Raw genomic sequence first — 25,917 nt, forward strand, 5'->3', positions numbered from 1 at the left:
CGGCTACGCCGAGATGGTGCGCCTGCGCGCGGCGGATGGGGTCAGGCCGCGCGCAGGCGCACCATCTCGGCGTAGCCGTCACGGTAGCCGGGGTAGTCGAGAGCGCCGAGGAACGCGCGCATCCGCTCGCCGCTCAGCAGGGTGCCGCCGGCTTCTTCCGGGTGGATGCGCGGGGGCGCATCCACGCCCAGCTCGCCTGCCACGAAGGACGCGACCTCGCCGAGGGAAGCCGGGCTGGCATCGGTCGCGTGCAGCAGCTGGGGTGCGTCTGCCCGCTCGAGCAGCGCCTCGATGACGCGCACGAGGTCGGTCTCGTGCACCCGATTCGTCCGACGGGAGTACTGGATGGGGTCGCCAGCGAGCACACGCCGGATGAGGCTGTCCCGCCCCGGGCCGTAGATCCCCGATGGCCGCACGACGGTGGCGCCGAACAGCTCGACCGCGCGGCGTTCGCCGTCGACGAGCGCGCGGCCCCGGTCCGAGGTCGGTGCCGGCGCGTCCGCTTCGCTGATCGAGGAACCGTCGCCCCTGCCCTCGAACACGCGCGTCGACGACACGAACACGACCCGCTCCGGGATGCTCGGCAGGCTCGCCGCGAGCGTCTCGAGGGAGCGACGGTAGCCGTCCGGCGCGACGACGCCGTCCACGGAGGGCGGCGGGAGCGTGATGACCAGCGCGTCGACACCGGGCAGGCCGACGGGCGCGGCGGCCGAGTCGGCAAGGTCGGCGCGGATGAGCTCGACGCCCGCGCCTGCCGTGCGCTCGCCGCGCCGCACGCCGAACACCTCGGTGCCGCGGGCCGCGTACCGCTCCCCCAGCCGCGCGCCGAGCTTGCCGAAGCCGGCGATCAGCAGACGTGCGGGCGCGGACGGAGGGACTGCGGGGGTGCTCATGCCCCGAGCGTAGGTCGCGTCTCCCGCGAGATGCCCCAGAGGGCACCGAGGCGTATCCTCGGGACGTGACTTCGGAGATCAAGACCCCGTACGAAGACCTGCTGCGCGACGTGCTCGAGACCGGCGCTCGCAAGTCCGACCGCACCGGCACGGGGACGCGCAGCGTGTTCGGCCGCCAGCTGCGGTTCGACCTGTCGGAGAGCTTCCCGCTCATCACGACGAAGCGCGTGCACTTCAAGTCCATCGCGTACGAGCTGCTGTGGTTCCTCCGCGGAGACTCGAACGTGCGCTGGCTGCAGGAGCGCGGCGTGAAGATCTGGGACGAGTGGGCCGACGAGAACGGCGACCTGGGCCCCGTCTATGGCGTGCAGTGGCGCTCCTGGCCGACCCCCGAGGGCGGCCACATCGACCAGATCGAGCAGGTCGTCGCGCAGATCCGCGACAACCCCGACTCCCGCCGCCACATCGTCACGGCCTGGAACCCGGCCGAGATCTCCACCATGGCGCTGCCCCCGTGCCACGCCCTGTTCCAGTTCTACGTCGCCGACGGCAAGCTCTCCTGCCAGCTGTACCAGCGCAGCGCCGACCTGTTCCTCGGCGTGCCGTTCAACATCGCCTCCTACGCCATGCTCACGCTCATGGTGGCGCAGCAGACGGGGCTCGAGCCCGGTGAGTTCGTGTGGACGGGCGGCGACGTGCACATCTACGACAACCACGAGGAGCAGGTGCGGGAGCAGCTGACGCGCGACCCGTACCCGTACCCGCAGCTGCGCATCCACCGCACCCCCGACACGATCTTCGACTACGAGTTCGAGGACTTCGAGGTCGCGAACTACGAGCACCACCCCACGATCCGCGCGGCGATCGCGGTATGAGCGTCGGGCTCGTCTGGGCGCAGGCGCGCGGCGGCGTGATCGGCGCCGAGGGCGGTATCCCCTGGCACGTGCCGGAGGACCTGGCGCACTTCAAGGCCGTCACGCTCAAGCACCCCGTGATCATGGGCCGCAAGACCTGGGACTCGCTCCCGGAGCGTTTCCGTCCCCTGCCGGGGCGTCGGAACATCGTCGTGACGCGGCAGGCCGACTGGGCCGCCGAGGGTGCTGCGCGCGCCGGGTCGCTCGAGGAGGCGCTGACCCTCGCGGGCACAGGCACGAGCGCCGACGCCACTCCCAATTCGGGCGCCCAAGCCGGCGCCGCGTGGGTCATGGGCGGCGGTGAGCTCTACCTCGAGGCCATCGCGCTCGCCGACCGACTCGAGGTGACCGAGATCGACCTCGACGTCGCTGGCGACGCGCACGCTCCTGACTGGTCGGGCGAGGAGTGGTCGGTGGATGCCCGCGAGCCGTCGGAGGGCTGGCTCACCTCCCGCACCGGCATCCGGTATCGGTTCCTCAGCTTGTCCCGCTGAGCCCGGCCTGCTGGACCGTTCCGGTTCCGGGGTGAAACCCGGGGTGACTACATGACTCTTCACGAATCGCCATCTAAACTCGCCCCACACCGGAAGCGACGATCCCCGCCACTCCCCCTCCTGATCGATGCGCCACCGGTGGGAGAGCAGACGCAGCGATGCTGGGACGAAACCGCGAACTGGCGCTTCTCTCGGCGGTGCGCTCGGAGGGCGCGGAGGACTTCCTTCTCTTCACCGGCCCACGACAGATCGGCAAGACGAGCCTGCTCGAGGCAGGCGCGGCAGAGCTCGGCGGGAAGCTCATCCGGCTCAGACGGAGCGAGAGCCAATGGCCGTACTCGGGGCTCTCGCTCATCGCGCTTAGCCTCGGCGGGCCGGCCCAGGAGAGCATCGAGGAGCAGCTCGCGCTGGTCAGGGCCGCGCGGCTTCACCCGCTCCACCTCGCTGACGAGTTCGCGAGACAGCTCCGCGCGAACGCGGCTCCCCTCACCCTCTTCGTCGACGACATCGACCTGCTCGACTCCGACAGCGCGGCAGTGCTCGAGCACCTCGTGCCGCGCCTCCCCGGCACCGGATTGCGCATCGCCGCGTCGGCGACGCACATCGCTCGCAGCTCGGTCTTCGCCGGGTTCCGCCAGCATCCGCTGCGCCCCCTCTCCCGGGCGGAGTCCGTGGACGTCGCCGCGACCGCATCCCCCGACGGCACGACCCGGGAGGCGCTCATGCTCCTCGCCGTGGCCGCCGTCGGCCGCCCGGGGCTGATCGTCTCGGCCAGACTCAACCAGCGTGAGCGCGACGGCGTCGACCCGATCCGCATCCCGCTCCGGGTGCCCAACGCCGTCGTCCCGGAAGCCGCGTCGCTTGCCTCCCACGATTGCGGCGACCTCCTCGGGCTCATCGCCCTGGCCCCGTTCTCTTCTCGAACCGCCCTCAGCAGCTCTTCCTGGGCGCAGCAGGACGCGCTCGAGGACCTCATCGAGCACGGCATCGTCGACGTCTCGGACGACCGCGTGCACATCGCCGACCCGGTGGAGCGCGCCGCCCTGCACGCCGCCATGGATGCCCGCCAGCGGCGAGAGCTCCACGCGCTCGGCAGGGAGCTTCACAACGAGCGATCGCCCGGCATCGCCCTCTGGCACGGGAGCTTCCTCGACGGCGGCGAGAACCTCGAGGTGGATCTGCTCGGCTTCGCCGAGGCATCGGCCAGGGACGGAGAGGTCGCCACTGCGGTGGAGTTCGCGGAGCGGGCGCTCTCGCTTCGCAGCATGCTGCCCGGTCGCGGCGACCTGCTCTCCCTCCTCGCTGAGGCACTCTTCTTCCAGGGCGAGTTCAGCCTGGCCCGCCGCTACCTGGGGTTCGGGCGCTCCCTGCAGCACTCGCCTGCGGGAGAGCTCCGCGCGGCGAGGGTCAGCATGCTCTGCACGTTCGCGATCGAGCACATCGTCGCCGACTCGGCCGGCGCCGCTCTGGTGCAGACCCACCGAGCGAACGCACCCGAGGCGTGCTCCATCCTCCTCATCACCCTCGCCCGACTGAACCTGGAGCGGTGGGACGTCCAACCGCTGGAACTCACCCTCCGACGCGCGGTCGAGCTGCAGCTCGTCGATTCCCTGGCTTACCGGCTCCTCGCCACGATCGCAGCGGCCAGCGACGGCGAAGCTCCGGTGCTCGCCGATGGCGAGTCCGAGCAGCAACTGTCCGGCGCAATCCACGCCCGCTCGCCCCTCCCCGCAGAGGATGCCTTCCTGCTGTGTCGCATCCTGATCCTCGACGAGCGGTACGTGGAGGCCCGGGGCGTCCTCGACGATCTCACCGCGGCTGGGCCGCTGGCGCTCCTGCTCCGCGAATCCGCGGTCGCGCTGCTCACGATGCTGGAGCTGCGGCTCGGCACCCTCGACAGACTGCGACAGGCCCTCACCCTGTGGGCGACACTCGAGCTGCCGGAGCCGGTCCCGGACGCACCACGCAGGTACCTGATCGCGGCGGCCACCGCGATGCTCGACCAGAACCCGTCAGAGCGGGTGAACGAGCTCATCGAACGCGCACGCCTGCAGTGCGATCAGGACGACAACAGCACGCTGCGCCCGCACGTCGCCGTGCTCGCCGGCAGCCGGGCCCTCATCGAGGGCAGGTACGACGATGCCATCGGGGAGCTGCGGCTCGCGAAGCGCTCGCAGGCATCGTTCCGGCGGAACCCGTCGATCCTCCGAGCGGATGCGGAACTCATCGAGGCCCTGTGGCTCGCGGGGCGGCACGACGAGGCAGGCGAGGAGCTGCGCCGGCTGGAGGCAGCCTCCAGACAGCATCCCTCCAAGTGGGCGACCGCCGCCGCAGCTCGCTCCGCCGCGGTCTGCGCCCCAACGGATGCACTCGCAGCGCTCGCCTTCGATGCCGCCAGGGCCCTGGTCCCGGATGGAATCACGCACACACACGAGCACGCGCGAATCCTCGCGGCGCGCCGCCGACGATTAGAGGAACCGCCGCCGGCCGCTCCGCCGGGCGCAGCACGGGCCGCCCAGCCCGCGCCACAGCGCAAGGGGGCCTCGGCGCTCATCTCACAGCTGGACACCCGCGAACTCGAACTCGCTCAGCTCGTCTGGAGCGGCCACCGCAACCGTGAGATCGCCGGCATCCTGTTCGTGTCGCAGCGCACCGTCGAGCTCCGCCTCACCCGCATCTACCGCAAGCTCGGCGTCGACTCCAGGGCGCGTCTCGTGGCGCTCATGTCGCTGCTCGTCTGACGACCTCACCCACTGCCTGGTCCCGGTCCGGGGTCGGGGTCGGGTCCACGCTGCGAGCCTCGATCGCCGGGCTGCTCCGCCTGGTCGGGCTGATCCAGCGGCCGTCGCCGGCCGCCCCGAACGCTCGAACGAAGGTGAGCATGCAGACCGCCGCATCCACGATGCGCAGGAGCGGGAAACAGAGCGCCGCCGCGTTCGGGAGCCGCCGCGACAGCACCGCGGCGATGAGGGTCACACACAGGTCGGGGATGAGGAGGCCGAGCAGCACGATCCCCGGCGGGACCGCCCCCGCGATGGCGACAGCCCACTCGAACCCTGCACCGCCGAGGCGCGCGACGTCGGCGAGCAGCCAGGCGAGGGTCGACAGCAGCAGCATCGGCAGCGCGAGCACCAGGATGATGCTCGTCACGAGCACTTCCACGATGCTCACCCCGACGGAGAACCAGAACACCCCGACGTGCGCGCCGTGCCGGCGGACCGTCTGCCAGAAGCCGAGACTCCAGCGACGCATCTGCAGCACGTAGTCCCGCAGCGTGTCCGGATCCTGCGTCTCCGCGACCGCACAGCTCGGATGGAACGCGATGCGCCCGAGCCGCTTCGCGTGCACCTCGAAGGTCATGTTGTAGTCCTCGATCGCCAGCCCCGCCGCATCGATGTCGACGGAGTCGAGGATGCTCGTGCGGTACATGCTCGCGAACCCGGGAACGATGGCAACCGCATTCGCTCGCCTCGACGCCTGGCCGAACTTCTGCATGCACTGCACGAACACGTAGGTGCGTTCCCGGTAGGCGGTGAGCAGGCGCCCCAGCCAGGTCTCCGGGCGCGGATGCAGTGCACTCGTCGCTCTCCCCGCCACCGCGACCGTGCCGGCGTCGTCGAAGAGCGGCAGCCCCGTCAGCAGGTAGTCGGGTCTGAGCCTGCTGTCGGCGTCGAGGAGCAGCACCACCTGGAACCGGTCCCGGAGGGAGAACCTCGAGATGCCCTCGACCAGCGCCCCGGCCTTTCCCCGGTTCGGGGAGATGTCGATCACCTGCACCCCCGCGGCTTCCGCGAGCGCGACCGTGCCGTCCGTCGAGCCGTCCGAGGCGACGAAGATGTTCGCGGCCGGGACCTGCGCTGCGGCCGAACGGATGGTGTCGCCGATGACCTGCTCCTCGTTGTGGGCGGCGATCAGCACGGCCACGTCGCTCGGCTCGAGCCGCCGGGGAGCGCGGCGCTCACCGCCGTCCGCGCCTCCCCCCACGCTCGAGTGGTGCGCACCGTCGCGCTGCCACACTCGAGCCGCGACGATCCGCAGCAGCCCAGCGCCCGACCACAGCACTGTGGAGAGGCTGAAGCTGGCGGCGATCAGGGCCACGAGCACCACCAGCTTCGGGAGTTCGTCGAGCATCCGCGTCATCACCTCGCTGTGATCGGCCTCGGGGCAGGCGGCTGTTCCGCTGCTCCCCGCGTCCGAATCGCTTCGTCGCCCTCCCGACCGTAGATGCTCATCGCCTTCGCGAGACCGCAATGCCACTTCGGCTTCCCGCAAGAAATCGAGGGCCCTCTCGGAAAGCCGCCAACCTCTCGGTCGGCTGTTGATCGCCGGTGCGGGCGGGGCCATGCTGTTGACGCGGAGCGAGTCAACGCCGACCGCCGCACCCATCTGCAGCGCCCTTTCCCCAGGGGGCGGTGCTCTGTCGATTCTGGAGACTCCCCATGACCACCTTCGAGAGCGGCCCCGCGGTCGCGATCTCACTCAGCCCGGTGCCCCTCACTCAGGATGTGCGGCCTCCGGCCACGCAGACGAGCTTCGACTACGACGTGGCCATCGTTGGCCTCGGCTACGTCGGCCTCCCCACCGCTCTCGCCTACCACGCAGCCGGCAGCCGAGTGCTGGCGCTCGACCTCTCGCAGCGCAGGCTCTCCACGATCCGGGCGCAGGACGCCGATCTCCTCGACGGCGATCGCCGGCGACTCGCCACCGCACTCCAGGACGAGGGCTTCGCGCTCACCGACGACCAGGAGCTGCTGAGCAGGGCCGCCGCCATCGTGGTGTGCGTGCCCACCCCAGTCGATGTGCACCTCGTCCCCGACCTGAGCCTCCTCGCCGCCGCAGCCGCGACCGCCGTTGCCGCAGCCGTCGTGGGGCAGCTGCTCATGCTCACCTCGACCACCTACATCGGCTGCACCGAGGACTTCCTCGTCACGCCGCTCCGCAAGCGCGGCCTGGCAGTCGGCAGCGACGTCCACGTCGTGTTCAGCGCCGAGCGCATCAACCCGGGCGTCGACCAGTTCTCCCAGGAGGTCGTGCCCCGCGTCGTCGGCGGCGCCACCCCCGCCTGCGAAGAAGCGGGCGCCACCCTCCTGGGCCGCTACGCCGACGCCGTGCACCGCGTCTCGAGCCTCGAGGTCGCCGAGATGACGAAGATCCTGGAGAACACCTTCAGGGCCGTCAACATCGCCCTCGCCAACGAGTTCGCCGACATCTGCTCCAGCCTCGGAGTGCCCGTCACCGAGGTCATCGACGCGGCTGCCACGAAGCCGTACGGCTTCATGCCCTTCTACCCGGGCCCCGGCGTCGGCGGCCACTGCATCCCCTGCGACCCCCACTACCTGCTCTGGCAGCTCAAGGAGGAACGCGTCGACGCACCCATGATCGCCCAGGCGATGACGCGGATCGCGGCACGACCGAGGCAGGTCGTCGACCGCATCCGAGACCTGCTCCTGCAGCTGGGCCTCGGCCTGGAGGGCACCAGAGTGCACGTCATCGGGATCGCCTACAAGCCCGACGTCGCCGACCTGCGCGAGTCGCCGGCACTCGAGATCCTCTCGCACCTGGACGCGCTCGGCGTCGACCTCGCCTACACCGACTCGCACATCCCGAGCGCCCTCCTCCACTCGGGGAGGCTCCTCGAGTCGATCGACGACCCCAGCTCGTTCGACGCCGACCTCATCCTCATCCACACGAGGCACACGGGAGAGGACCTGTCCTGGATACGCGCAGACCAGGTCATCCTCGACAGCACCTACCGGGGCACCGACCTGCCCGGCCGCCACCTCCTCTGACCCGCGACGAGAACAGCGAAAGGCAACGACCATGAGAACACTCGTGACGGGAGGCGCCGGCTTCGTCGGCAGCCACCTCGTGGAACATCTGCTCGCGCAGGGCGACGACGTCGTCATCCTCGACGACATGTCGACGGGGTCCGTCGGCAACCTCATCGAAGCGCGCTCCAACCCGCGGCTCACCATCACCTACGGCTCGATCCTCGACTCGAGGAGCGTGCGCGAGGCGATCGACGGCTGCGACCGGGTCTTCCATCTCGCAGCCCTCGTCGGGGTGAAGCTCATCGTCGAGAACCCCCTTCGAGGGCTGCGTGTCAACCTCCACGGCACCGAGAACGTGCTCAACGCGGCCGTGGGAAGCGGCGCCTCAGTGCTCCTCGTGTCCACGAGCGAGATCTACGGCAAGAACACGGCAGACAGCCTCGACGAGAACAGCGACCGGATCCTCGGCTCCCCGCTCGCCAGCCGCTGGAACTACGCGGCCGCGAAGGGACTCGACGAGTCCTTCGCGAAGGCCTACTCCGACGAGTACAACCTCGACGTGTCCATCGTCCGCCTGTTCAACACCGTCGGCGAGCGGCAGACCGGCAGATACGGCATGGTCGTCCCCAACCTCATCACGCAGGCGCTTCGAGGAGAGCCCGTCACCGTCTTCGGCGACGGCGCGCAGACCCGCTGCTTCAGCTACGTCGGGGACATCGTGCCAGCTATGGTGCGGATCGCGGAACTCGCGGAACCCGGATGCGAGGCGTACAACCTCGGCGGGGCGCAGGAGGTTTCCGTGCTCGGGCTCGCGCGGCAGATCATCACGCAGCTCGGCAGCGACAGCACCATCGAGTTCGTGCCATACGACCTGGCATACGCGACCGGCTTCGAGGACATGCGCAGGCGCGTCCCGAACAACACCAAGGCCACGAACCGGGTCGGCTACGTGCCGAGCACGACGCTCGCCGAGATCGTCGACCGCGTCGCCGGCTACGTCCGCTCCCAGGGAGCTCGCTCCGCCGACGTCATGCGTCTCGCGAACCGGGAACCGGCGACCCCCGTCGGTCGATCGTGAGCGCCATCGTCGCCCGCATCGGGGCGGGCCAGGCAGCATCGCGCCTCATCAGCGCCCTGCGCCGGCAGTCGGGGCCAGGGCACTCCCTCGCCGGGTTGACGCTCAGCGACTACCGCGGGGCGAGCACGACGCTCGTCAGGACGGCGATCGGCGCCCACACCAACCGCCCGCTCGAGCGAATCGACGTGCCCCCCGCACTCCAGGAGTGCGGGTCCGGCATCGGCGTCATCGTCACCGACGCGTCAGAGGCCGCGACCGACTCCCGCCAGCCCGCCACGGACTGCACGGGCGGCATCACGGTCGTGCACACGGGCGGCATCCGCAACGCGAAAGCCCTCAGCGAGGAGCTGCTCGCCGCCGGACACCACCCACGCTCGGGCCACGACTCCTGGTCGTGCGCCGAGATCATCGCGCATCTCGTCGAGGAGGGCATTCGACGTCGGCTCTCCGCGCACTCAGCACTCGACCTCGCCGTGGCCCGCCTCGACGGGAACTGCGGCATCATCGTCCTCGAAGCCGGCCGCGGGCACCTTGCCGCTGCCGCCCACGGCTCCCCGCTCGTCCACGCCAGGACAGCCAACGAGGCGTTCATCGCGAGCGACGTTGACGCGCTCCCCGCGCACATCCACGAGTTCCGCATCCTCGGCGACGGCTACAGCATCGAGGCCCGACATCTCGCGGACCGGTGGCGGCGCCGCGGCCGCGAGCTCTCCTCACCCCAGCTGCACAGCAGGATCTCGGAGATGCCGTCTCCCCCGATGCCCCTGAGAGGATCCCGGAGCAGTGCGCGCGTCCCTACTCCCGCCGCGTGAGGCGGGCAGCAGACGGGCCAAGCTCGGGGCTGCGATGTCGGCCGCGGCGGCGATGTGCGCAGCACTCCTCCTGAGCTGGGCTGGACCGCCGCCGGCCGCAGCCGCGCCCGTTCCGTGGACCGTCGTCAGCCTCACCTTCGACGACGGTCGCGACAACCAGATGAACGCCGCCCCCGTGCTCGCCGCGAACGGCGTGCCCGCGACGTTCTTCGTCTCATCCGGACTCATCGACGCGCCCGGCTACTTCACGCGCGCCGAGCTCGACGAGCTGGCCCGTGCCGGCCACGAGATCGGCGGGCACACCGTCAACCATCCCAACCTCGCCTCCCTCCCCCTCGACGAGGCGAAACGCCAGCTGTGCTGGGACAGGAACACACTCCTCACCTGGGGGTATGACGTGCGCAGCCTCGCGTATCCGTTCGCCTCCACCACCCCAGAGGTCGAAGCGGCCGCCGAGGAATGCGGCTACTCCAGCGCCCGTTCGCTCGGAGAGCTCCGCACCAGATTCGGGTGCGAGCAGTGCGCCGAGGCCGAGAGCATTCCGCCCAAGAACGCCTTCTACACCGAGGCGCCCGCGCAGGTCGACAGCAACTGGACCCTCGAAGACCTGCAGGACAGCGTCACGAGTGCAGAATCCGGCGGCGGATGGGTGCAGCTCACCTTCCACGATCTCTGCGAGACCGGCTGCAGCGAGCTCAACGTCACCCCGAAGCTCCTCGACGACTTCCTCAGATGGCTGACGCCCCGCGCCGAGACGAACGGCACGGTCGTGCAGACCGTCGGCGACACCATCGGCGGCGACGTCCGACCACGGGGCGACGCCCCGAAAGCAGCCCCAGCACCGCCCGGCGTCAACGCCATCAAGAACGCGGGCTTCGAAGGCGTCGACGCCGACGGGGTGCCTGCCTGTTGGATGGAGGGCAACTGGGGAGAGAACGCAACCGACTTCGGCACCAGCCGCGCCGCCAACTCCGGCGAGTACGCCGGTATCGTCGCCACCGTGAGACACGCCTCGGGCGACGCGAAGCTGCTCCCCCAACTCGACCTCGGGACCTGTGCGCCCACCGTCCTGCCTGGCACCTCCTACTCGCTCCGCGCCTGGTACTCCTCGACCGCCAAGACCCAGTTCGTCACCTACCTGCGCACTGCAGAGGGCAGCTGGGAGTACTGGACCGCGAGCCCCTACCTGCACGCCGCATCCGGTTTCGAGCGCGCCATCTGGATGACGCCGCCCATCCCGCCCGGCTACACGGGCATGAGCTTCGGCCTGAGCCTCTTCGAAGACGGCGTGCTGCGCGTCGACGACGTGGGGATGTACGCCGCCGGAGGCACCCCGGGGTCGCAGCGGATGCCGCCGGGCGCCGCGCCTGGCGGTATCCGGACCGGCGCAGCGGTCGCCGTATGAAGCGCGCCCGCAGAAGCGCCATCACGACCACCATGCTCCTGCTCTCGCTCGTCGGCTGCGCGGCCGCCCCCGCCCCCGTGCCCGCCTCGCGGGAGCTCCCGAGCGGCCAGTACCCGTGGCACACGGACATCATCGCGACGACCTTCTGGGTTGGCGAGCTCTTCGACCCGAACGCGTCCGACGGGAGCCAGATGATCTCCACCTACGACTCCCGGTGGTACGAGTCGTATGGCGGCTGCGATGGCCTCCTCATCAACGGGCCGAACGAGACGAGCACCTGCCAGACCGAGCGACGCAGCGCCGACGACGACTACTTCCCAACGCAAATCACGCCCCTGCAGAATCCGTTCTACCTCGACCTGCCCTTCGACGACGTGCACAACGACGCCGCCTTCGCGATGCGCGGCGACGTCGTCCCCTGGGCGTCCGACCCCGAGTACGCGGGCATCGTCGACGACCGCACGGAGAGCCTCATGAAGAACCGCTGGGTGGTGCTCCACCGCGACGGCAGGTACTGCTACGCCCAGATCCAGGACGCGGGCCCCGCCCTCTACGACGACGCCGGCTACGTGTTCGGCGACGCCGACGAGCGCCCCGCGAACACCCGCTTCAACGGGGCGGGCCTCGACGTCTCCCCCGCCGTCAACGGGTGCCTCGCATTCGACTCTCTGAACGGCACGAACGACCGCGTCGACTGGGCTTTCGTCGACGCCGAAGAGGTGCCGGACGGGCCGTGGACCGTCACGGTCACCACGAGCGGCGTGCAATGAAGGGCATCCGGTGAGGTGAGCGGCGTCCGCCGCACGCGCCTCACCGGATGCGCCGCCCCAGCTACGCCTGCACGGGCCTCACTCGGAGCCCGCCGAAGCCCCCGTCGACCGACAGGACGCTGCCTGTCGTCGACGCGGAGAGCGGAGACGCGAGGTACGCGACCGCTCCGGCCACCTCGGCCGGCGTGACGAGTCTGCCCGTCGGCTGGCGGGCGTTCATGGCGGCACGTTCCGCTTCCGGATCGGCGACGTTCGCAACCATCCGCTGCACCCAGGGCGTGTCGGTCGTGCCCGGGGAGACGGCGTTGACGCGGATGCCGTCGTGCACGTGGTCGGCTGCCATCGCGAGCGTCAGCGCGTGGACGGCGCCCTTCGTCGCCGAGTACAGCGCGCGCTGCTGGATTCCCGTCGTCGCGGCGATGGAGGTGAGGTTCACGACGGCTGCCGCGTCCGACTCGCGCAGCGCCGGCATCGCTGCCGCGCACACGCGGGCGACGCCGCGAACGTTGACGTCGAGCACCCGCGCCCAGTCGTCGTCGCTCGAGTCCTCCACCGTGCCGAAGGCGCCGATGCCCGCGCAGTTCACGACGACATCGAGTCGCCCGAAGCGGTCGAGCACGGCCGCGACCCCGGCATCCACCGAGGCCCGGTCGGACACGTCGACGCTCACGCCGAGTGCCGGCCCCGCGACCGAGGCCCCGTCGAGGTCGAACACGGCGAGCTGCGCGCCGCGAGCCAGCAGCTCCTCCGCGACGGCGGCACCGATTCCGGACGCGCCGCCCGTGACGATCGCGACCCTCCCGCCGAACTCCCCGGCCCGTTCCGCACTGTCGTCGCCGCTGCTCACGCCGCTGCCCGAGCCGGAGCCCGAGCCCAAGCCCGAGCCGCTGCCGCCACCACCACTCACGCCGCCACCCCCTGAGGTGCCCAGGTGCCCTGACGGTCCCGAGACTCGGGCTGGAAAAGTCCCTCTGTTGCGGGAACTTTCCCCGAACGAAGTGAGTTCGCCATCCCGAAACCAGCGGAGGCGGGGGTCGGGACGGAGGCCGGGGCGGAGGCGCAAGGTGCAGCGGATGCGCCAGGGACCGAGAAGGACAAGTCGGGGACCGAGAAGGACAAGTCGGGGACCGACACGAAAGCGCCCCCGGTAACCGACTCACCCCCGACGATCGCGCCCACCCCACCAGACTCGGGCTGGAAAAGTCCCTCTGTTGCGGGAACCTTCCCCGAACGAAGTGAGTTTGCCATCCCGAAACCAGCGGAGGCGGGGGTCGGGACGGCGACGACAGGGCCGGTCACGAGGCGTCCTCGAAGCGCTGGCGGGCGGTGCCGAGGCCATCGATGGACAGCTCGACGACGTCGCCGTCGCGCAGGTAGGGGTTGCCGTCGATGCCGAGGGCGACGCCGGCGGGCGTGCCCGTGTTGATGAGGTCGCCTGGCTGCAGCACCATGAACTGGCTGAGGTACCAGACGACGTGGTTGACGTCGAAGACCTGGTCGGCGGTCGTGCCGTTCTGCCGCAGGACGCCGTTGACGCTGAGGCGGAGGCCGAGGGCCTGCACGTCGGCGATCTCGTCCGGCGTCGCGACCCACGGGCCGAGGGGGTTGAAGGTCTCGCAGCTCTTGCCCTTGTCCCACTGGCCGCCGCGCTCGAGCTGGAATTCGCGCTCGCTGACGTCGTGGGAGAGCACGTAGCCGCCGATGACGGCGGCGGCCTCTTCCGGCGAGGCGAGATAGCGGGCCTCGCGGGCGATGACGATGCCGAGCTCCACTTCCCAGTCGGTCTTGACGGAGGTGCGGGGGATGCGCACGATGTCGAAGGGGCCGACGATCGTCGAAGGATCCTTCATGAAGATGACGGGTTCCTCTGGGATGGCGGCGCCGGTCTCTGCCGCGTGGTCGCGGTAGTTGAGGCCGATGCAGACGATCTTCCCGGGGCGCGCGATGGGGGCCGCGAGGTCGAGGCCCTCGAGCTCGCGGCCGACGGTGCCGAGGGCGGCTGCTTCGAGTTCGCCGAGCTCGTCGTCGGAGCGGGCGAGGAGCGCGCCGTCGACCCGGTCGATGCCGTCGAGGTCGTAGACGTGGTCGCCGTCGACGATGCCTGGCACGACTCGGTTGCCGTCACGGCGCTGAACGAATCTCACTTGGGGTCCTCCTGGTGGTCGGTGGTGAAGCTTCTCGGGTCGATGAGTCTGTGCTCGGCGAGGTCTCGCCAGAGTTCGTCGGGCACGGCGACGGATGCGCGCCTGAGGTTGTCGTGCACCTGGGCCGCGTTCCGCATGCCGAGGGCGATGCCGGCGACGGCGGGGTGCTGCAGGGGGAACGCGAGTGCCGCATCCGGGAGCGTGACGCCGTGCCGCTCGCAGAGCTCGGCGATGCGGTGCACCCGCTCGAGCACCTCCGGCGGGGCTGGCAGGTAGTTGTAGACCGCGTCGGTCCCCGGGCGTGGGGTCGAGAGGAGTCCCGAGTTGTAGACGCCGACCGCGATGACGGAGGCGCCGGAGCGCCTGGCGGGTTCGAGGACAGCGTCGAGGCCCGGCTGCTCGAGGAGCGTGTAGCGACCGGCGAGCATGGCGACGTCGATGAGGCGCTCGTCGAAGAGCTCGCCGAGCTGGTGGGTCTCGTTGGTGCCGACGCCGATGGCGCCGACGACACCTTCGTCGCGCAGCTCGCGGAGCGTCACGAGGGCTTCGCGGGCGGCGCCCTCGCTGAACGCGTCGGGATCGTGTACGAACAGGATGTCGACGCGGTCGGTGCCGAGCCGTTCGAGGCTGCCCTCGAGGCTCTGGAGCACGCCGTCTCGGCTGAAGTCCCAGGCCCGTGTGAGGTCGTCGGGCACGACGAATCCGTCGTCGACGCCCGTCGGGTTCGGGTTGGGCACCAGCAGGCGGCCGACCTTCGTCGAGATGACGAGCTCGTCGCGCGGGTAGGCCGCGAGGGCCGCGCCGAGCCGCCGCTCTGAGAGCCCGAGCCCGTAGTGCGGCGCCGTGTCGAAGAAGCGGATGCCCTCCTCCCATGCCGCGGCGACTGCTCCTGCCGCTTCCTCGTCTCCCGTCTCGCGGTAGAGGTTGCCGAGGGAGGCGGCGCCGAAGCCGATGCGGCTCACTCGCACGTCCGTCTGGCCGAGGCGTCGCCGTTCGATGACTCCGCTGTGTGCTCGCGCGTCGGTGGGGGCGGTTGCTGATTCCAGAGGCCCGGCCCCGGTCCCAGCAGGGCCGTCGGCCGCGCTCACGACTCCACCCCGCTCATCCCGTAGACACGCTCGGCGGTGCCGGCGTCGATCTGCCGCTGCTCGTCGGCGCTGAGGGCGGCCGTGGCGGATCGATACGCGTCGATCCAGGCTCGGTAGCCGCCACGCGTGAGCCGCACGAGCGGCCAGTCGGAGCCGAACATGAGCCGGGACGGGCCGAACAGCTCGAGCGCGGGGTCGATCGCGCGCTCGATCGCCTCCTGCGACCAGTCGCCCCAGTCGTCCTCGATCGTGAGGCCGGACACCTTGGCGGCAACGTTCGGCAGCGCGGCGAGCTGCCGCAGGCCTGCGTTCCAGGCGTCGAGCTCCCCCGTCGACAGGGGCGGCTTGCCGAGGTGGTCGAGCACGAAGCTCGTGCCAGGCACTCGGGCGGCCAGCTGCGCCGCCTGCTCGAGCTGCCATGGCCGGATCACGAGGTCGAAGGCGAGCGACCGCGCACCCAACTCGGCGAGGCCGTCGGCGACGTCGTCGCGCGACAGCCAGCGCTCATCCTCGTCGATGTGCACCGGATGCCGGATGCCGACCAGCTTCGACGAGCCTGCGTGCCAGCTGAGCGCATCCAGTTGCGTGCGCACGCCCGCCGCTCCGCCCCGAAGATCGACCCAGCCCACGACTCCGGCGAGCTCCGAGGTGCGCTGAGCCTCGTCGAAGAGGTAGTCGTTCTCGATGAGGGTTCGGTCGGACTGCACGACCACGGCGCGCGAGATGCCCGCCTCGCGCAGCTGCTCAGACAGATGCTCGCCCGAGAAGTCCCGATCGATGGCCGACATCGAGCGAGGGTCGATCCAGGTCTGCGGCACGAGCGAGCGGTCCCAGAGGTGCACGTGCGTGTCGACGGGGATGCGCGCCGCGAGCTCGCGGCCGATGGTGCCGCTGGGACCCGCATCCACTGCGGAGAGCGTCTCGCCGCTCATCCCTTCGTGCCGCCCGCGGTCATCCCGGACACGAGGAAGCGCTGCGAGAACAGGAAGATGATGACGATCGGCGCAACCGAGAGCAGCGTCGCAAGGGCCAGCGTCGGCAGCTCGATGACGATGCTCGTGGCCGTCGTGGGGTTGAACTGGGGCACGTTCGAGAGCAGGTTGGCGAGGCCGACCTGCACTGGCACGTTCTTGCCGCCGACCATGAGGAACGGCAGGAAGTAATTGTTCCAGTTGCCCGTGAAGCTGAAGAACCCGACCAGGGCGATGACGGGCGCCGCGAGGGGCATCGCGACCTGCGCGAAGACCCGCAGCTCGCTCGCGCCGTCGATGCGCGCCGCATCCAGAAGGTCGCGCGAGACGGCCGTCGAGAAGTAGATGTAGGTCAGGTACACGCCGAAGGGGAAGAACGAGAAGGGCAGGATCACGGCGAGCGGCGACCCGATGAGCTTCACCGCGCTCAGCTCGAGGAAGATCGGCAGCACCAGGGCCGTGTTGGGGATGAGCATGACGATGAGCGTCACGAGCAGCAGCGCCTTGCGGCCAGGGAAGTTGCCGAGCGCGAGCGCGTAGCCGGCGGGCACGCTCACGATGAGCGTGATCACGAGCGCGCCGAACGAGTACAGAGCCGAGTTGCCGATCCACGTGAGGAAGATGCCGTTCTGGAAGCTGAACAGCTGCTCCCAGTTCGCGGCAAGCTGCTCGAACGAGCCGAACGACATGGGATTCTCGAGTAGCAGCGAACGCGCATCCTTGGTGCCGGCGAGCAGCAGCCACACGATGGGCAGCAGGAAGAACACGACGAACGAGGCGATGACGGCTCCGAGCACGATGCGCATGATCCACTCGCCCGGCGTCAGCTTGCGGGCGAGCGCCTTGGTGACGGGATGCGCCGTGTCCTGGTGCTCGACGTTCCTGGAGTGCACGGTGTCAGTCACGTTCGAACAGCTTTCCCTTGAGGATGAAGACCGTCGAGAGCGCGAGGGCGACGACGAGCAGCGTGATGGAGATGGCGGCCGAGCCGGAGAAGTCGCCCTGCTTGAACGCGTAGAGGTACGCGAGCTGGTTGAGCGAGTAGTCCTCTGGCACGACGCCGCGGCTGGCTTGCGAGAGCACTCGCGGCTCGACGAAGAGCTGCGTTCCCGCGGCGAGCGACATGATGCCCATGTAGGAGATCCACTTGGTCATCATGGGCAGCTGGATGTAGAGGGCGACCTGCAGCGGGTTGGCTCCGTCGACCCTGGCGGCCTCGATGACCTCGTTGCTGATGTTGTTGAGGGCGCCGTACATGATGACGATCCAGCTGCCCGCGCCGGTCCAGAACGCGATGACCGTGAAGACGATGGGCAGGTTGTCGATGGAGACGGTGCGGATGAGCGAGTCGTAGCCCATCGCGCGTAGCAGTCCGGCGACGGGGCTGACGGTCGGGTCGAGCAGGAACAGCCAGAGCATGACGCTCGACGCCCCTGCGATGGCTCCCGGGATGTAGTAGAGGAAGCGGATGCTCACGCTCAGCCACTTGGCGCGAATCGAGTGCACGATGATCGCCAGGAACGTCACGAGGACGATGAGGCTGATCAGCCAGAACACGATGTAGAGCGTGACGTGGCCGACGGCTGGCAGGAATCGGTAGTCGCCGAAGACCCGCACGAAGTTGTCGATTCCGACGAAGACGCCGTCCCTCGTGATGGACAGGAAGACCGCGTAGAGGGTCGGGATGATCCCGAAGGCGAGCAGGAGCAGGACGTAGCCGCTGATGAAGACGTACCCGAAGCGGGTCTCATTCGCGAGCGGATTGGCGGCGCGCTTGCGCTTCGCCGTGCGTGGTTTCTTCGGCCCCGCCGGGTCGGCGTCGCTCAGGAGAGCGGCGCCGACCGCGGGTGCAGCCTGGGTGGAGGTCATTCGGCGGCCGTGTACCCGTTCACCTGTGCTTCGTTGAGCACTTCGGTCTGCCAGTTCGGGAGGACCGACTCGATGGTCTTGCCGTCTGCGATCGCCGGCATGACGGTGGTCGCCCAGGCGGTCTCCGGACTGAAGCGCGCGGAGGCCCAGCCGCTCCAGATGCTGCCGCCGGCGTCGATCATCTGCTGCTCGAAGCCGTCGATGAAGTAGTTGGTCTCGGCGAGCTTGCCGAGCCATCCTTCGGCGGCGGAGGAGTAGGCGGGGTAGCCGCTCGAGAGCTCGACCTGGAACTCGGGGGCGCTCACCGCGAACTCGAGGAACGTCTTGACCGATTCGAGGTTCTGCGTGTGGCTCGAGGCATACCAGATGCCGCCGCCGACGTTGCCGGTGGCGATCTCCTCACCCTCCCAGGCGAGGGGCGCGGCGACGCCGAGCTGACCTTCCGGGACCTGGAGGGTGCTCTGGAAGACGGCGCCCGTGTACCAGACCGGCCCGGGCATGACGACGACCTTGTCGGCGTACTTGGACGTGAACTCGGCGCTGAAGACGCTGTCCTGCACGATCGTGCCGTTGGCGATCATCTTGTCGAGGATCTTGGTGATCTCGACGGAGTTCGAGGCCTCCATGTCGGCGACGAAGGTGTCGCCTTCGGTCTGGAAGACGGGTGACTGCGTGCCCTGGTAGTAGACGTAGGGCATGAAGGCATCGCCGACGCTGCCGAGGATGTAGCCGGGGTGCTCTGCCGCGAGCTTGTCACCGAGCTCCCCGTACTCCTCCCACGTGGTGGGCACCTCGTACCCGAACTGGTCGAGGAGCGGCTGGTTGTAGTAGGTGACGACCTGCGCGAGATCGTTGCGGAGCCCGTAGACGGTGTCATCGATCGTCGAGGGGTCGAGGGCGCCTGCAGAGAAGCCGTCGAGGAACTCCTGGTCGAAGAAGCCCTGGTTGAGGGGAGCCGCGAAGCCCTGCCCGCCGCCAGGCGCGGGCTGCGAGGCCCACGAGGCGTCGTTCTGCTGGGTGGAGAACACCACGTCGGGCCAGCCCTCGCCGGCCTGGTCCATGAGGGCGATGCGGGTCTGGAAGGTGCCGCTGCCGCCCGCGTTGCCGTCGTAGACCTCGTACTCGATCGGGACGTCGGGGTTGGCTTCCTTGAAGGCGGCGATGGCTGGCTCGCGGGCTGCGTCGACCCAGACCATGATGGGGCTGTCGGCGAGCTGCTCTGCAGTCGCGAAGCCGTACTCGCTGTTGACTTCGCCGCTGGCCCCTCCGGAGCATCCGGCGAGCAGGAGAGCTGAGGCAGCAGCTGCCGCGATGGTGGCGATGCGCCTGCTGCGGCGCTTCTGGGACGAATCTTGCAACATTGTGCGTCCTTTTCTGGTCGACGTCGTTGACGACTGCTGCCCGCAGGTCGGGGCTGATGCGATTACATCATACGTCTGACGTTAGAGCAAGGGATCCTGGTAGCGCTGCCAACAATTGGTACTATGTATCACCTATTGAAGATTCGACCGGGAGAGCAACGATGCTGTCAGCACATTACGTCGGCCAGAAGACCATCGAGATCCGCACGAGCACGCCCATTCCACCCGGCGAAGGAGAAGTGCAGATCGCCGTGGCCTACGTCGGGATCTGCGGTACAGACCTCCACATTCTGCACGGCGCGATGGACCAGCGCATCACCCACAGCGGCATCATCGGCCACGAGATGAGCGGCACGATCGCCGCCGTCGGCCCCGGCGTCGACAGCTGGGCCGACGGGGACGCCGTGACCGTCATGCCGCTCGCCTGGGACGGCACGTGCCCCGCCTGCCTCGCAGGCCACCGCCACATCTGCCAGAACCTCGACTTCATCGGCATCGACTCGACGGGCGCGCTGCAGGAGTACTGGAACGTGCCGGCATCCACCCTCGTCAGGCTCCCCGACGGCATGCCACTTGCGCACGCTGCGCTTGTCGAGCCCGTCGCCGTCGCCGCCCACGACGTCCGCCGCTCTGGCCTCACGGCGGGCGACAAGGCCCTCATCATCGGCGGAGGCCCCATCGGGGTGCTCATCGCCACCGTCGCGCGCGAGACGGGAGCAGAGGTCCGACTCTTCGAACTCGACGCCCAACGTCGGGCCGCCGCCGAGGCGCTCGGCATCGAGGTCGCGGACCCAACCTCCCCCGACGCCGCCGACGCCATCGAGACCTGGACCGGTGGGGCGGGCGCCGATGTGGTCTTCGAGGTCTCCGGATCCGCAGCGGCAGTGCTGACCGCGACGAGCTTCGTCAAGGTGCGGGGCACGCTCGTGATCGTCGCCATCCACCCGCAGCCGCGCCCCATCGACCTGCACCGCGTGTTCTGGCGCGAGCTCACCATCGTCGGGGCGCGAGTCTACGAGCGCGAGGACTTCGAGCGGGCCGCGTCGCTGCTCGCGCGCGGCGTCGTGCCCGCCGACGCGCTCATCACCGAGACGGTGCCCCTGGGCGAGACGGCGAACGCCTTCGCGACGCTCGAGAGCGGCCGCGCCATGAAGGTGCTCGTCGACGTTCGCGCCCCTTCGCGCGAGCGCTCCGGCGGCCCCACCTGCGCCGGACGCCCCGGACCAGCGGCAGGATGATCGGCTGGCCGAGCAGGATCCCGAGGAGCACGAGCCCCATCCCGAGGGCCTGCTGCCCCTCGAGCACCTCGCCCGCCAGGAGCGCGCCGAGCACGACCCCCGTCACGGGGTTGAGGAGGCCGATGAGCCCCGTCGTGCCCGCCGGCAGGTTCTTGAGCCCGCCGAACCAGGCGAGGTAGGCGAGTGCCGTCGAGAAGAGTCCGACGTATGCGAGCGCGGCGATCGCGGGTCCGTCATAGCTCGGCATGGGCCCTTCGACAAGGAGCGCGACAGGCAGCAGCACGAGGCCGCCACCCACCAGCTGCCAGGCAGTCAGGGGCAGGAGGCTGACGTCGCTCCCCCACCGCTTGACGAGAACGAAGCCGAATGATGCGAGGACCATGGCCGCGACGGATGCGAGCACCCCGCGCCAGTCGATGGCGGTCGACCCGGCCGCCAGCATGAGCACCACCCCGAGGAGCCCGACCGCAGCGCCGGCGACGGGGAGCGCTCGCAGCCGTTCACCGAGCATGGACGCGGCGAACAGCATCATCACGATGGGCGAGACCGCCATGATCATCGAGGCGATGCTCGACGGCAGCAGCTGGGAGGCCACGTACACGAGCGCGAAGAACGCACTCATATTGATGGTGCCGAGCACCAGCGCGCGCCACCACCACGCCCCCTCCGGCAGCTTCCTGGCGATGAGCAGGAGCACCAGCCCTGCTGGGAGCGCACGGAGCACGGCGCCCCAGAGCGGCGAGTCGGCGGGCAGAAACGTTCCGATCACGGCGTAGTTGCTCCCCCAGGCGATCGGTGCGATCGCGGTGATGAGCATCCAGCGCCACTTAGCTTCCATGGAAGACACTCTAGCTTCCACGGAAGGTATGCTGTCAACATGCGAGCATCCGACGACCGCGTCACCCAGATCCTGGCCGAGTGGGAACGCGAGCGCCCCGACCTCGACGCCTCCCCCATGGGCGTCATCGGCCGCATCCACCGCATCGGCATCCACCTGACTGAAGAGCTCACGCGCGTCTACCGCGAGTACGGACTCGGCGAAGGCGACTTCGACGTGCTCGCGACCCTGCGACGAGCCGGCACCCCCTTCGAGCGCACCCCGAGCGAGCTCGCCGCGTCGACCATGGTCACGACGGGCGCCATGACAAAGCGTGTCGACCGGCTCGAAGGCGCGGGCCTCGTCACGAGAAGGGTGAGCGATGCGGATGGCCGAGGCCGAGTCGTGCAGCTCACCGAGCGCGGACTCGAGCTCATCGACGAGGCCTACACACGACACCTCGAGAACGAGGAGCGGCTCCTCGGCGACGTGAGCGCCGACGACCGGGCGGCCCTCGCCCGCATCCTCGGCAACTGGCTCGCCGAGGTCGAGAACCGCGACGCAGCGGGAGCGCGCCACCCCGTCGGCTGACGCCCCTCGCCGCCGCCACGCAGCGACGGCCGGGGCGCGACCTACACTGACGACATGCTCGATCCGCACCGCCCGGGCCGCCACCCCCTCGACGACGAGGGCGTCGACGGCATCGCCGCCCGCCTCTCCCGGATGATCCGCGTGCGAACCGTCGAAGACGCCGACGCCGACGCAGCCGCCCCCCTCGCCCCGTTCGCGGAGTTCCTCGCGCTCCTGCAGGAGCTCTACCCGCTCGTGACCGCCCACCTCGAGCGCGAGCTCGTGACGGAGCGTGGCGTGCTCTACCGCTGGCCGGGCAGCCCGAGCCCAAGCGGGAGGGGTGGCGGCAGGGCTGGCGGCAGGGACGGCGACGACGAGAGCAACTTCGGCGACGACGCGACCGCACCGGGCCCCCTTGTCCTCATGGCCCACTTCGACGTCGTCCCCGCCTTCGAAGCCGAGGGATGGACACATCCGCCGTTCGCCGGCGCAATCGCCGACGGCTCCGTCTGGGGCCGCGGCACGCTCGACGACAAAGGACCGCTCTGCGTCATCCTGGAGGCCGTCGAGGCACTGCTCGCGGAAGGCCACACGCCGCCGCGCGACGTGTACCTGTGGTTCGGCGGCGACGAGGAGACGCACTCCGGCGCCGCCAGCGCGGCCGCCGCACTCTTCCGCGAGCGCCGCCTGACACCGTGGCTCGTGCTCGACGAGGGCGGCGCCGTGGTGGATGCTCCCCTGCCATTCATCGACGTGCCCGCCGCCATGATCGGGGTCGGCGAGAAGGGCTCGGTCAATGTCATCCTCGAGGCGAGCGGCGATGCGGGGCACGCCTCAGCACCCTCCGGGCTGACGCCGACGGCGCGCATCGCGAGGGCGGTGTCGCGCGTCGAGCGACGCTCGTTCCCCGCCCGCCTGAACCCGGTGGCCCGTGAGATGTTCGCGACGTTCACACCACACGCGCACGACTCCGGCAGGGTCATCCTCCAGACGCTCACCAGGGCACCCCAGCTCGCAGCGCACGCACTCGCCCGCCTCGGCGGAGACGCCGCCGCGCTCGTCCGGACGACCCTCGCGACGACGCGCCTCAGCGGCGGAACCGCCGACAACGTCCTGCCCGCGAGCGCCAGCGCCACCCTCAACTGCCGCATCGCGCCAGGCGAGAGCGTCGCCAGCACCGTGCGGCACGTGCGACGCGCCATCCGAGACCGGGAGGTGCGCATCCGCATCACCGACCCGAACGAGCCCACCACGATCGCACCGACGGACAACCCGCAGTTCGGCCTCCTGCAGCGCGCCGCGCGAGCCGCCTACCCGGACGCCATCGCGGCCCCGTACATCACGCTCGCCGCCACCGACGCGAAGCTCTTCCAGCGCTTCGCCCCCGCCACCTACCGTTTCGCGCCGCTCGCCATGGACGCGGCGCAGCGGGCCGCCATCCACGGAGTCGACGAGCGCGTCTCGATCGCGAGCCTCCACGCCGGCGTGAGGTTCCACACGACGCTGCTGCGTTCCCTCTGACATCCCGACACTGAGAGCCCCTCGAGGAAAGGCACCACCGTGCACCGTCTCCGCTCCACCGGCTTCGCCTCCATCGCCGGCATCGTCGGGTTCCTGGCCTTCGTGGAGTTCACGAGCGGGATCCTGCAGGGCTACTACACCCCGCTGCTCACCGACATCGCGCGCCACCTCGGCATCCACGACGCTGACGTCAACTGGCTCGAGGGCGCGCAGCTCATGCTGTCGGCGCTCGTCGTGCCGGTGCTCGCGAAGCTCGGCGACATGATCGGCCAGCGCAAGGTGCTGCTCGTCTCGACCGCGGTGACGGCACTCGCCTCGTTCGGCCTGGTCTTCGCGCAGGAGTTCTGGATGTTCCTCGTCGCCTGGGCGCTGCAGGGCTTCTACGTCATCTGGCTGCCCATCGAGATCGCGCTCATCTGGTCTCGGACTCGCGAGCGCGCCAACTCCGCCAGACTCACCCGAACCTCCGCCGGCGTGCTCGTCGCCGCCCTGCAGCTCGGTGCCATCGCGGGCGCGCTCAGCGCAGGGGCGCTCGCCGAGTCGCTGCCGGTGCAGGTGCTCCTGCTGATCCCGGCTATCGCCGTCGCCCTCTGCTTCTTCGTGATCCTCTTCGGCGTCAAGGAATCGCCCAACCCGGTCGGCGGCAAGCTCGACTACCCGGGCCTGCTGCTCCTCAGCTTCGCCCTCATCTCGTTCACGGGCGGCCTCAGCCTGCTCCGCGTCACCGGCCCCGGCGACCTCTCCTCGTGGCTCGTCGTCCTGCTCGGCCTCGCCGGGCTCGCGCTCTTCGCGCGCGTCGAACTCGGACGACCCGACCCCCTCATCGACGTGCGCCTATTCCAGTCGTCGACCCTCTGGCCCGTGTTCCTCACGGCGGGGCTCTTCGGCGTGAGCGTGCTCGGCGCGCAGGCACCCCTGTCGACGTTCGCGCGCACCGACCCGAGCGTGTACGGCTACGGGCTCGGCGCATCCGCCGGCCAGACGTCGATCCTCATCGGCTCCTACGTGCTGTCCATGGTCGTAGGGGCGCTGCTCTACTCGCAGGTCACGAAGCTGCTGGCACCCCGCGTCACGCTCATCGGGGCGAGCGGGCTCGTCGCGACGGGCTACCTCCTGTTCCTGCCGTTCCACGACGGCTTCCTGCAGGCGGTCACCAACATGGTCATCGCCGGCATCGGCTCGGGGGCGCTTGTCGCCGCGCTGCCCTCGGCCGCCGCGGCTGCCGCACCCGCGACGCAGACGGGAGTTGCGACGGGCCTCACCAACTCGGTGAAGACGCTGGGCGGTGCGATGGCGTCGTGCGTGTTCGGCATCGCCCTGCTCGGCACGCTGGCGGATGCGCCCTCCGCCGAGGGAACAGCCGGGTCGCTTGCCGGGTACTTCACGGTGTGGACGGTGTGCGGGCTCACGGCCGTCGCCGCCGCGATCGCCCTCTGCTTCGTGCCGAAGGCCGCGTTCCAGGATGCGCCGGAGCGCGCCGACCGGCCTCCCGTCATCGTGTAGTACGGCGCGTCTCGCGGCGCGGACCCGGCTCGCGTCCCGCGCCCGCGGAGCCCGTTCGCAGCACGACGCGCCGCGAACCCACCCGCCTGGCGCGGACCCGCCTCCGCACCCTCAAAAAGGCCACTTTCACCGCGTGTTGCGCGCCCACACGGGGTGAAACTGCCCCATCTGGCGGCGACGGCGGGCGACGACGGGCGGCCATCCGCCCCGCATCCGCGCATCCGCCCCGCGCCCTCCGCGTCCCACCCCAGCGCGGACCCGCCCGCAAAAAGGCCACTTTCGCCGCGTGTTGCGCGCCCACACGGGGTGAAACTGCCCCATTTGGCGGCGGATGGTGGAGGGCAAGCGGAGGGCGCACGGGCGGACGGCGGGCGACGAGCGACGAGCGCTGGCCTCCATCCCATCGCCGCGCACACGTCCCCTGAGCGCGCCCGACCCGCATCCGCGGGCATCCGCCCCGTGCACCTCGCGCCCTCCGTGCCCCACCTCCAGCGCGGACCCGCCCGCAAAAAGGGCACTTTCACCGCGTGTTGCGCGCCCCCACGGGGTGAAACTGCCCCATCTGACGGCGACGGCGGGCGGCGCTCATCCGCCATGCTCCAGCCTCGCGCCCCCATCCCGGTGCGCCTCAGCCCCACCCAAGGCGCGGAGCTGCACTCGAAAAGGTCACTTTCGCCGCGTGTCATGCGCCCCGATGG

General features: G+C 70.0%; 21 protein-coding genes and 1 pseudogene. 12 read left to right on the top strand and 10 right to left on the bottom strand.

Features of this window, described 5'->3' with window-relative positions; all coding sequences use genetic code 11:
• Positions 1–41 precede the first annotated feature (41 nt).
• Positions 42–893 carry a sugar nucleotide-binding protein gene (locus GV007_RS17910; protein ID WP_160075045.1) on the bottom strand — a complete coding sequence of 284 codons (852 nt, stop codon included), beginning with the start codon at positions 891–893 and terminating at the stop codon, positions 42–44.
• A 65-nt stretch (positions 894–958) separates the two neighbouring features.
• Between GV007_RS17910 and GV007_RS17915 the strand changes: the two genes are divergently transcribed.
• The 3 genes from GV007_RS17915 to GV007_RS17925 all read left to right on the top strand — a co-directional run bounded on the left by GV007_RS17915 (position 959) and on the right by GV007_RS17925 (position 5,042).
• Positions 959–1,768, top strand: a complete 810-nt coding sequence (locus tag GV007_RS17915) for a thymidylate synthase (protein WP_104298174.1) — start codon at positions 959–961, stop codon at positions 1,766–1,768.
• A complete protein-coding gene (locus GV007_RS17920) occupies positions 1,765–2,301 on the top strand; it encodes a dihydrofolate reductase (protein WP_160075047.1) in 537 nt (178 codons plus the stop codon). The genes GV007_RS17915 and GV007_RS17920 overlap by 4 nt, the downstream gene beginning before the upstream one ends.
• Positions 2,302–2,459: 158 nt before the next feature.
• Positions 2,460–5,042, top strand: coding sequence for a helix-turn-helix domain-containing protein (locus GV007_RS17925; RefSeq protein ID WP_160075049.1), 2,583 nt, complete (start codon positions 2,460–2,462; stop codon positions 5,040–5,042).
• Here the strand turns inward: GV007_RS17925 and GV007_RS17930 are convergent.
• Complete coding sequence (locus tag GV007_RS17930; RefSeq protein ID WP_160075051.1) at positions 5,023–6,432, bottom strand: glycosyltransferase family 2 protein; 1,410 nt, start codon at positions 6,430–6,432, stop codon at positions 5,023–5,025. The two genes, GV007_RS17925 and GV007_RS17930, sit on opposite strands and share 20 nt — an antisense overlap.
• 308 nt (positions 6,433–6,740) lie before the next feature.
• Here GV007_RS17930 and GV007_RS17935 point away from each other — a divergent pair, with 308 nt between their 5' ends.
• From GV007_RS17935 to GV007_RS17955, 5 genes are read left to right on the top strand one after another with little or no spacing between them, the layout of a single operon-like run.
• Entirely contained in the window at positions 6,741–8,090 is a 1,350-nt protein-coding gene (locus GV007_RS17935) for a nucleotide sugar dehydrogenase (protein ID WP_160075053.1), read from the top strand.
• 31 nt (positions 8,091–8,121) lie between these two features.
• Positions 8,122–9,150: an NAD-dependent epimerase/dehydratase family protein gene (locus tag GV007_RS17940; RefSeq protein WP_104307751.1), complete on the top strand. Its 1,029-nt coding sequence runs from the start codon at positions 8,122–8,124 to the stop codon at positions 9,148–9,150.
• The gene (locus tag GV007_RS17945) at positions 9,147–9,962 is read left to right on the top strand and encodes a hypothetical protein (RefSeq protein WP_160075055.1); all 816 of its coding nucleotides are present in this window, start codon (positions 9,147–9,149) and stop codon (positions 9,960–9,962) included. Before GV007_RS17940 ends, GV007_RS17945 begins: the two co-directional genes overlap by 4 nt.
• The gene (locus tag GV007_RS17950; protein WP_160075057.1) at positions 9,934–11,367 is read left to right on the top strand and encodes a polysaccharide deacetylase family protein; all 1,434 of its coding nucleotides are present in this window, start codon (positions 9,934–9,936) and stop codon (positions 11,365–11,367) included. The genes GV007_RS17945 and GV007_RS17950 overlap by 29 nt, the downstream gene beginning before the upstream one ends.
• The gene (locus GV007_RS17955) at positions 11,364–12,137 is read left to right on the top strand and encodes a hypothetical protein (protein ID WP_160075059.1); all 774 of its coding nucleotides are present in this window, start codon (positions 11,364–11,366) and stop codon (positions 12,135–12,137) included. The genes GV007_RS17950 and GV007_RS17955 overlap by 4 nt, the downstream gene beginning before the upstream one ends.
• 61 nt (positions 12,138–12,198) lie before the next feature.
• Here GV007_RS17955 and GV007_RS17960 read toward each other — a convergent pair whose 3' ends face one another.
• From GV007_RS17960 to GV007_RS17990, 7 genes are all read right to left on the bottom strand, one after another.
• Positions 12,199–12,984: an SDR family NAD(P)-dependent oxidoreductase gene (locus GV007_RS17960; protein ID WP_160075061.1), complete on the bottom strand. Its 786-nt coding sequence runs from the start codon at positions 12,982–12,984 to the stop codon at positions 12,199–12,201.
• Between the two features lie 448 nt (positions 12,985–13,432).
• A complete protein-coding gene (locus GV007_RS17965) occupies positions 13,433–14,281 on the bottom strand; it encodes a fumarylacetoacetate hydrolase family protein (RefSeq protein WP_160075063.1) in 849 nt (282 codons plus the stop codon).
• Positions 14,278–15,369: an aldo/keto reductase gene (locus tag GV007_RS17970; RefSeq protein ID WP_236558622.1), complete on the bottom strand. Its 1,092-nt coding sequence runs from the start codon at positions 15,367–15,369 to the stop codon at positions 14,278–14,280. The genes GV007_RS17965 and GV007_RS17970 overlap by 4 nt, the downstream gene beginning before the upstream one ends.
• The gene (locus GV007_RS17975) at positions 15,366–16,301 is read right to left on the bottom strand and encodes an amidohydrolase family protein (RefSeq protein WP_236558623.1); all 936 of its coding nucleotides are present in this window, start codon (positions 16,299–16,301) and stop codon (positions 15,366–15,368) included. The genes GV007_RS17970 and GV007_RS17975 overlap by 4 nt, the downstream gene beginning before the upstream one ends.
• Entirely contained in the window at positions 16,298–17,245 is a 948-nt protein-coding gene (locus GV007_RS17980) for a carbohydrate ABC transporter permease (protein ID WP_236558624.1), read from the bottom strand. The genes GV007_RS17975 and GV007_RS17980 overlap by 4 nt, the downstream gene beginning before the upstream one ends.
• Complete coding sequence (locus GV007_RS17985) at positions 17,238–18,209, bottom strand: carbohydrate ABC transporter permease (RefSeq protein ID WP_228502152.1); 972 nt, start codon at positions 18,207–18,209, stop codon at positions 17,238–17,240. Before GV007_RS17985 ends, GV007_RS17980 begins: the two co-directional genes overlap by 8 nt.
• Positions 18,206–19,570, bottom strand: a complete 1,365-nt coding sequence (locus GV007_RS17990) for an ABC transporter substrate-binding protein (protein ID WP_160075065.1) — start codon at positions 19,568–19,570, stop codon at positions 18,206–18,208. Before GV007_RS17990 ends, GV007_RS17985 begins: the two co-directional genes overlap by 4 nt.
• Before the next feature lie 161 nt (positions 19,571–19,731).
• Here GV007_RS17990 and GV007_RS17995 point away from each other — a divergent pair, with 161 nt between their 5' ends.
• Entirely contained in the window at positions 19,732–20,808 is a 1,077-nt protein-coding gene (locus tag GV007_RS17995; protein WP_160075067.1) for a zinc-dependent alcohol dehydrogenase, read from the top strand.
• A gap of 22 nt (positions 20,809–20,830) precedes the next feature.
• Here the strand turns inward: GV007_RS17995 and GV007_RS18000 are convergent.
• Positions 20,831–21,646 (bottom strand): annotated as a pseudogene (locus GV007_RS18000) (DMT family transporter); the annotation flags it as partial.
• A gap of 39 nt (positions 21,647–21,685) precedes the next feature.
• Between GV007_RS18000 and GV007_RS18005 the strand changes: the two are divergent.
• The 3 genes from GV007_RS18005 to GV007_RS18015 are packed head-to-tail and all read left to right on the top strand — an operon-like array spanning position 21,686 to position 25,219.
• The gene (locus GV007_RS18005) at positions 21,686–22,216 is read left to right on the top strand and encodes a MarR family winged helix-turn-helix transcriptional regulator (protein ID WP_160075069.1); all 531 of its coding nucleotides are present in this window, start codon (positions 21,686–21,688) and stop codon (positions 22,214–22,216) included.
• A gap of 54 nt (positions 22,217–22,270) precedes the next feature.
• Complete coding sequence (locus tag GV007_RS18010; RefSeq protein ID WP_160075071.1) at positions 22,271–23,716, top strand: M20/M25/M40 family metallo-hydrolase; 1,446 nt, start codon at positions 22,271–22,273, stop codon at positions 23,714–23,716.
• A 39-nt stretch (positions 23,717–23,755) separates the two neighbouring features.
• A complete protein-coding gene (locus GV007_RS18015; RefSeq protein ID WP_160075073.1) occupies positions 23,756–25,219 on the top strand; it encodes an MFS transporter in 1,464 nt (487 codons plus the stop codon).
• Positions 25,220–25,917: the final 698 nt, after the last annotated feature.

The organism is Pseudoclavibacter sp. 8L (genome assembly GCF_902506465.1).
Taxonomy (GTDB): domain Bacteria; phylum Actinomycetota; class Actinomycetes; order Actinomycetales; family Microbacteriaceae; genus Pseudoclavibacter.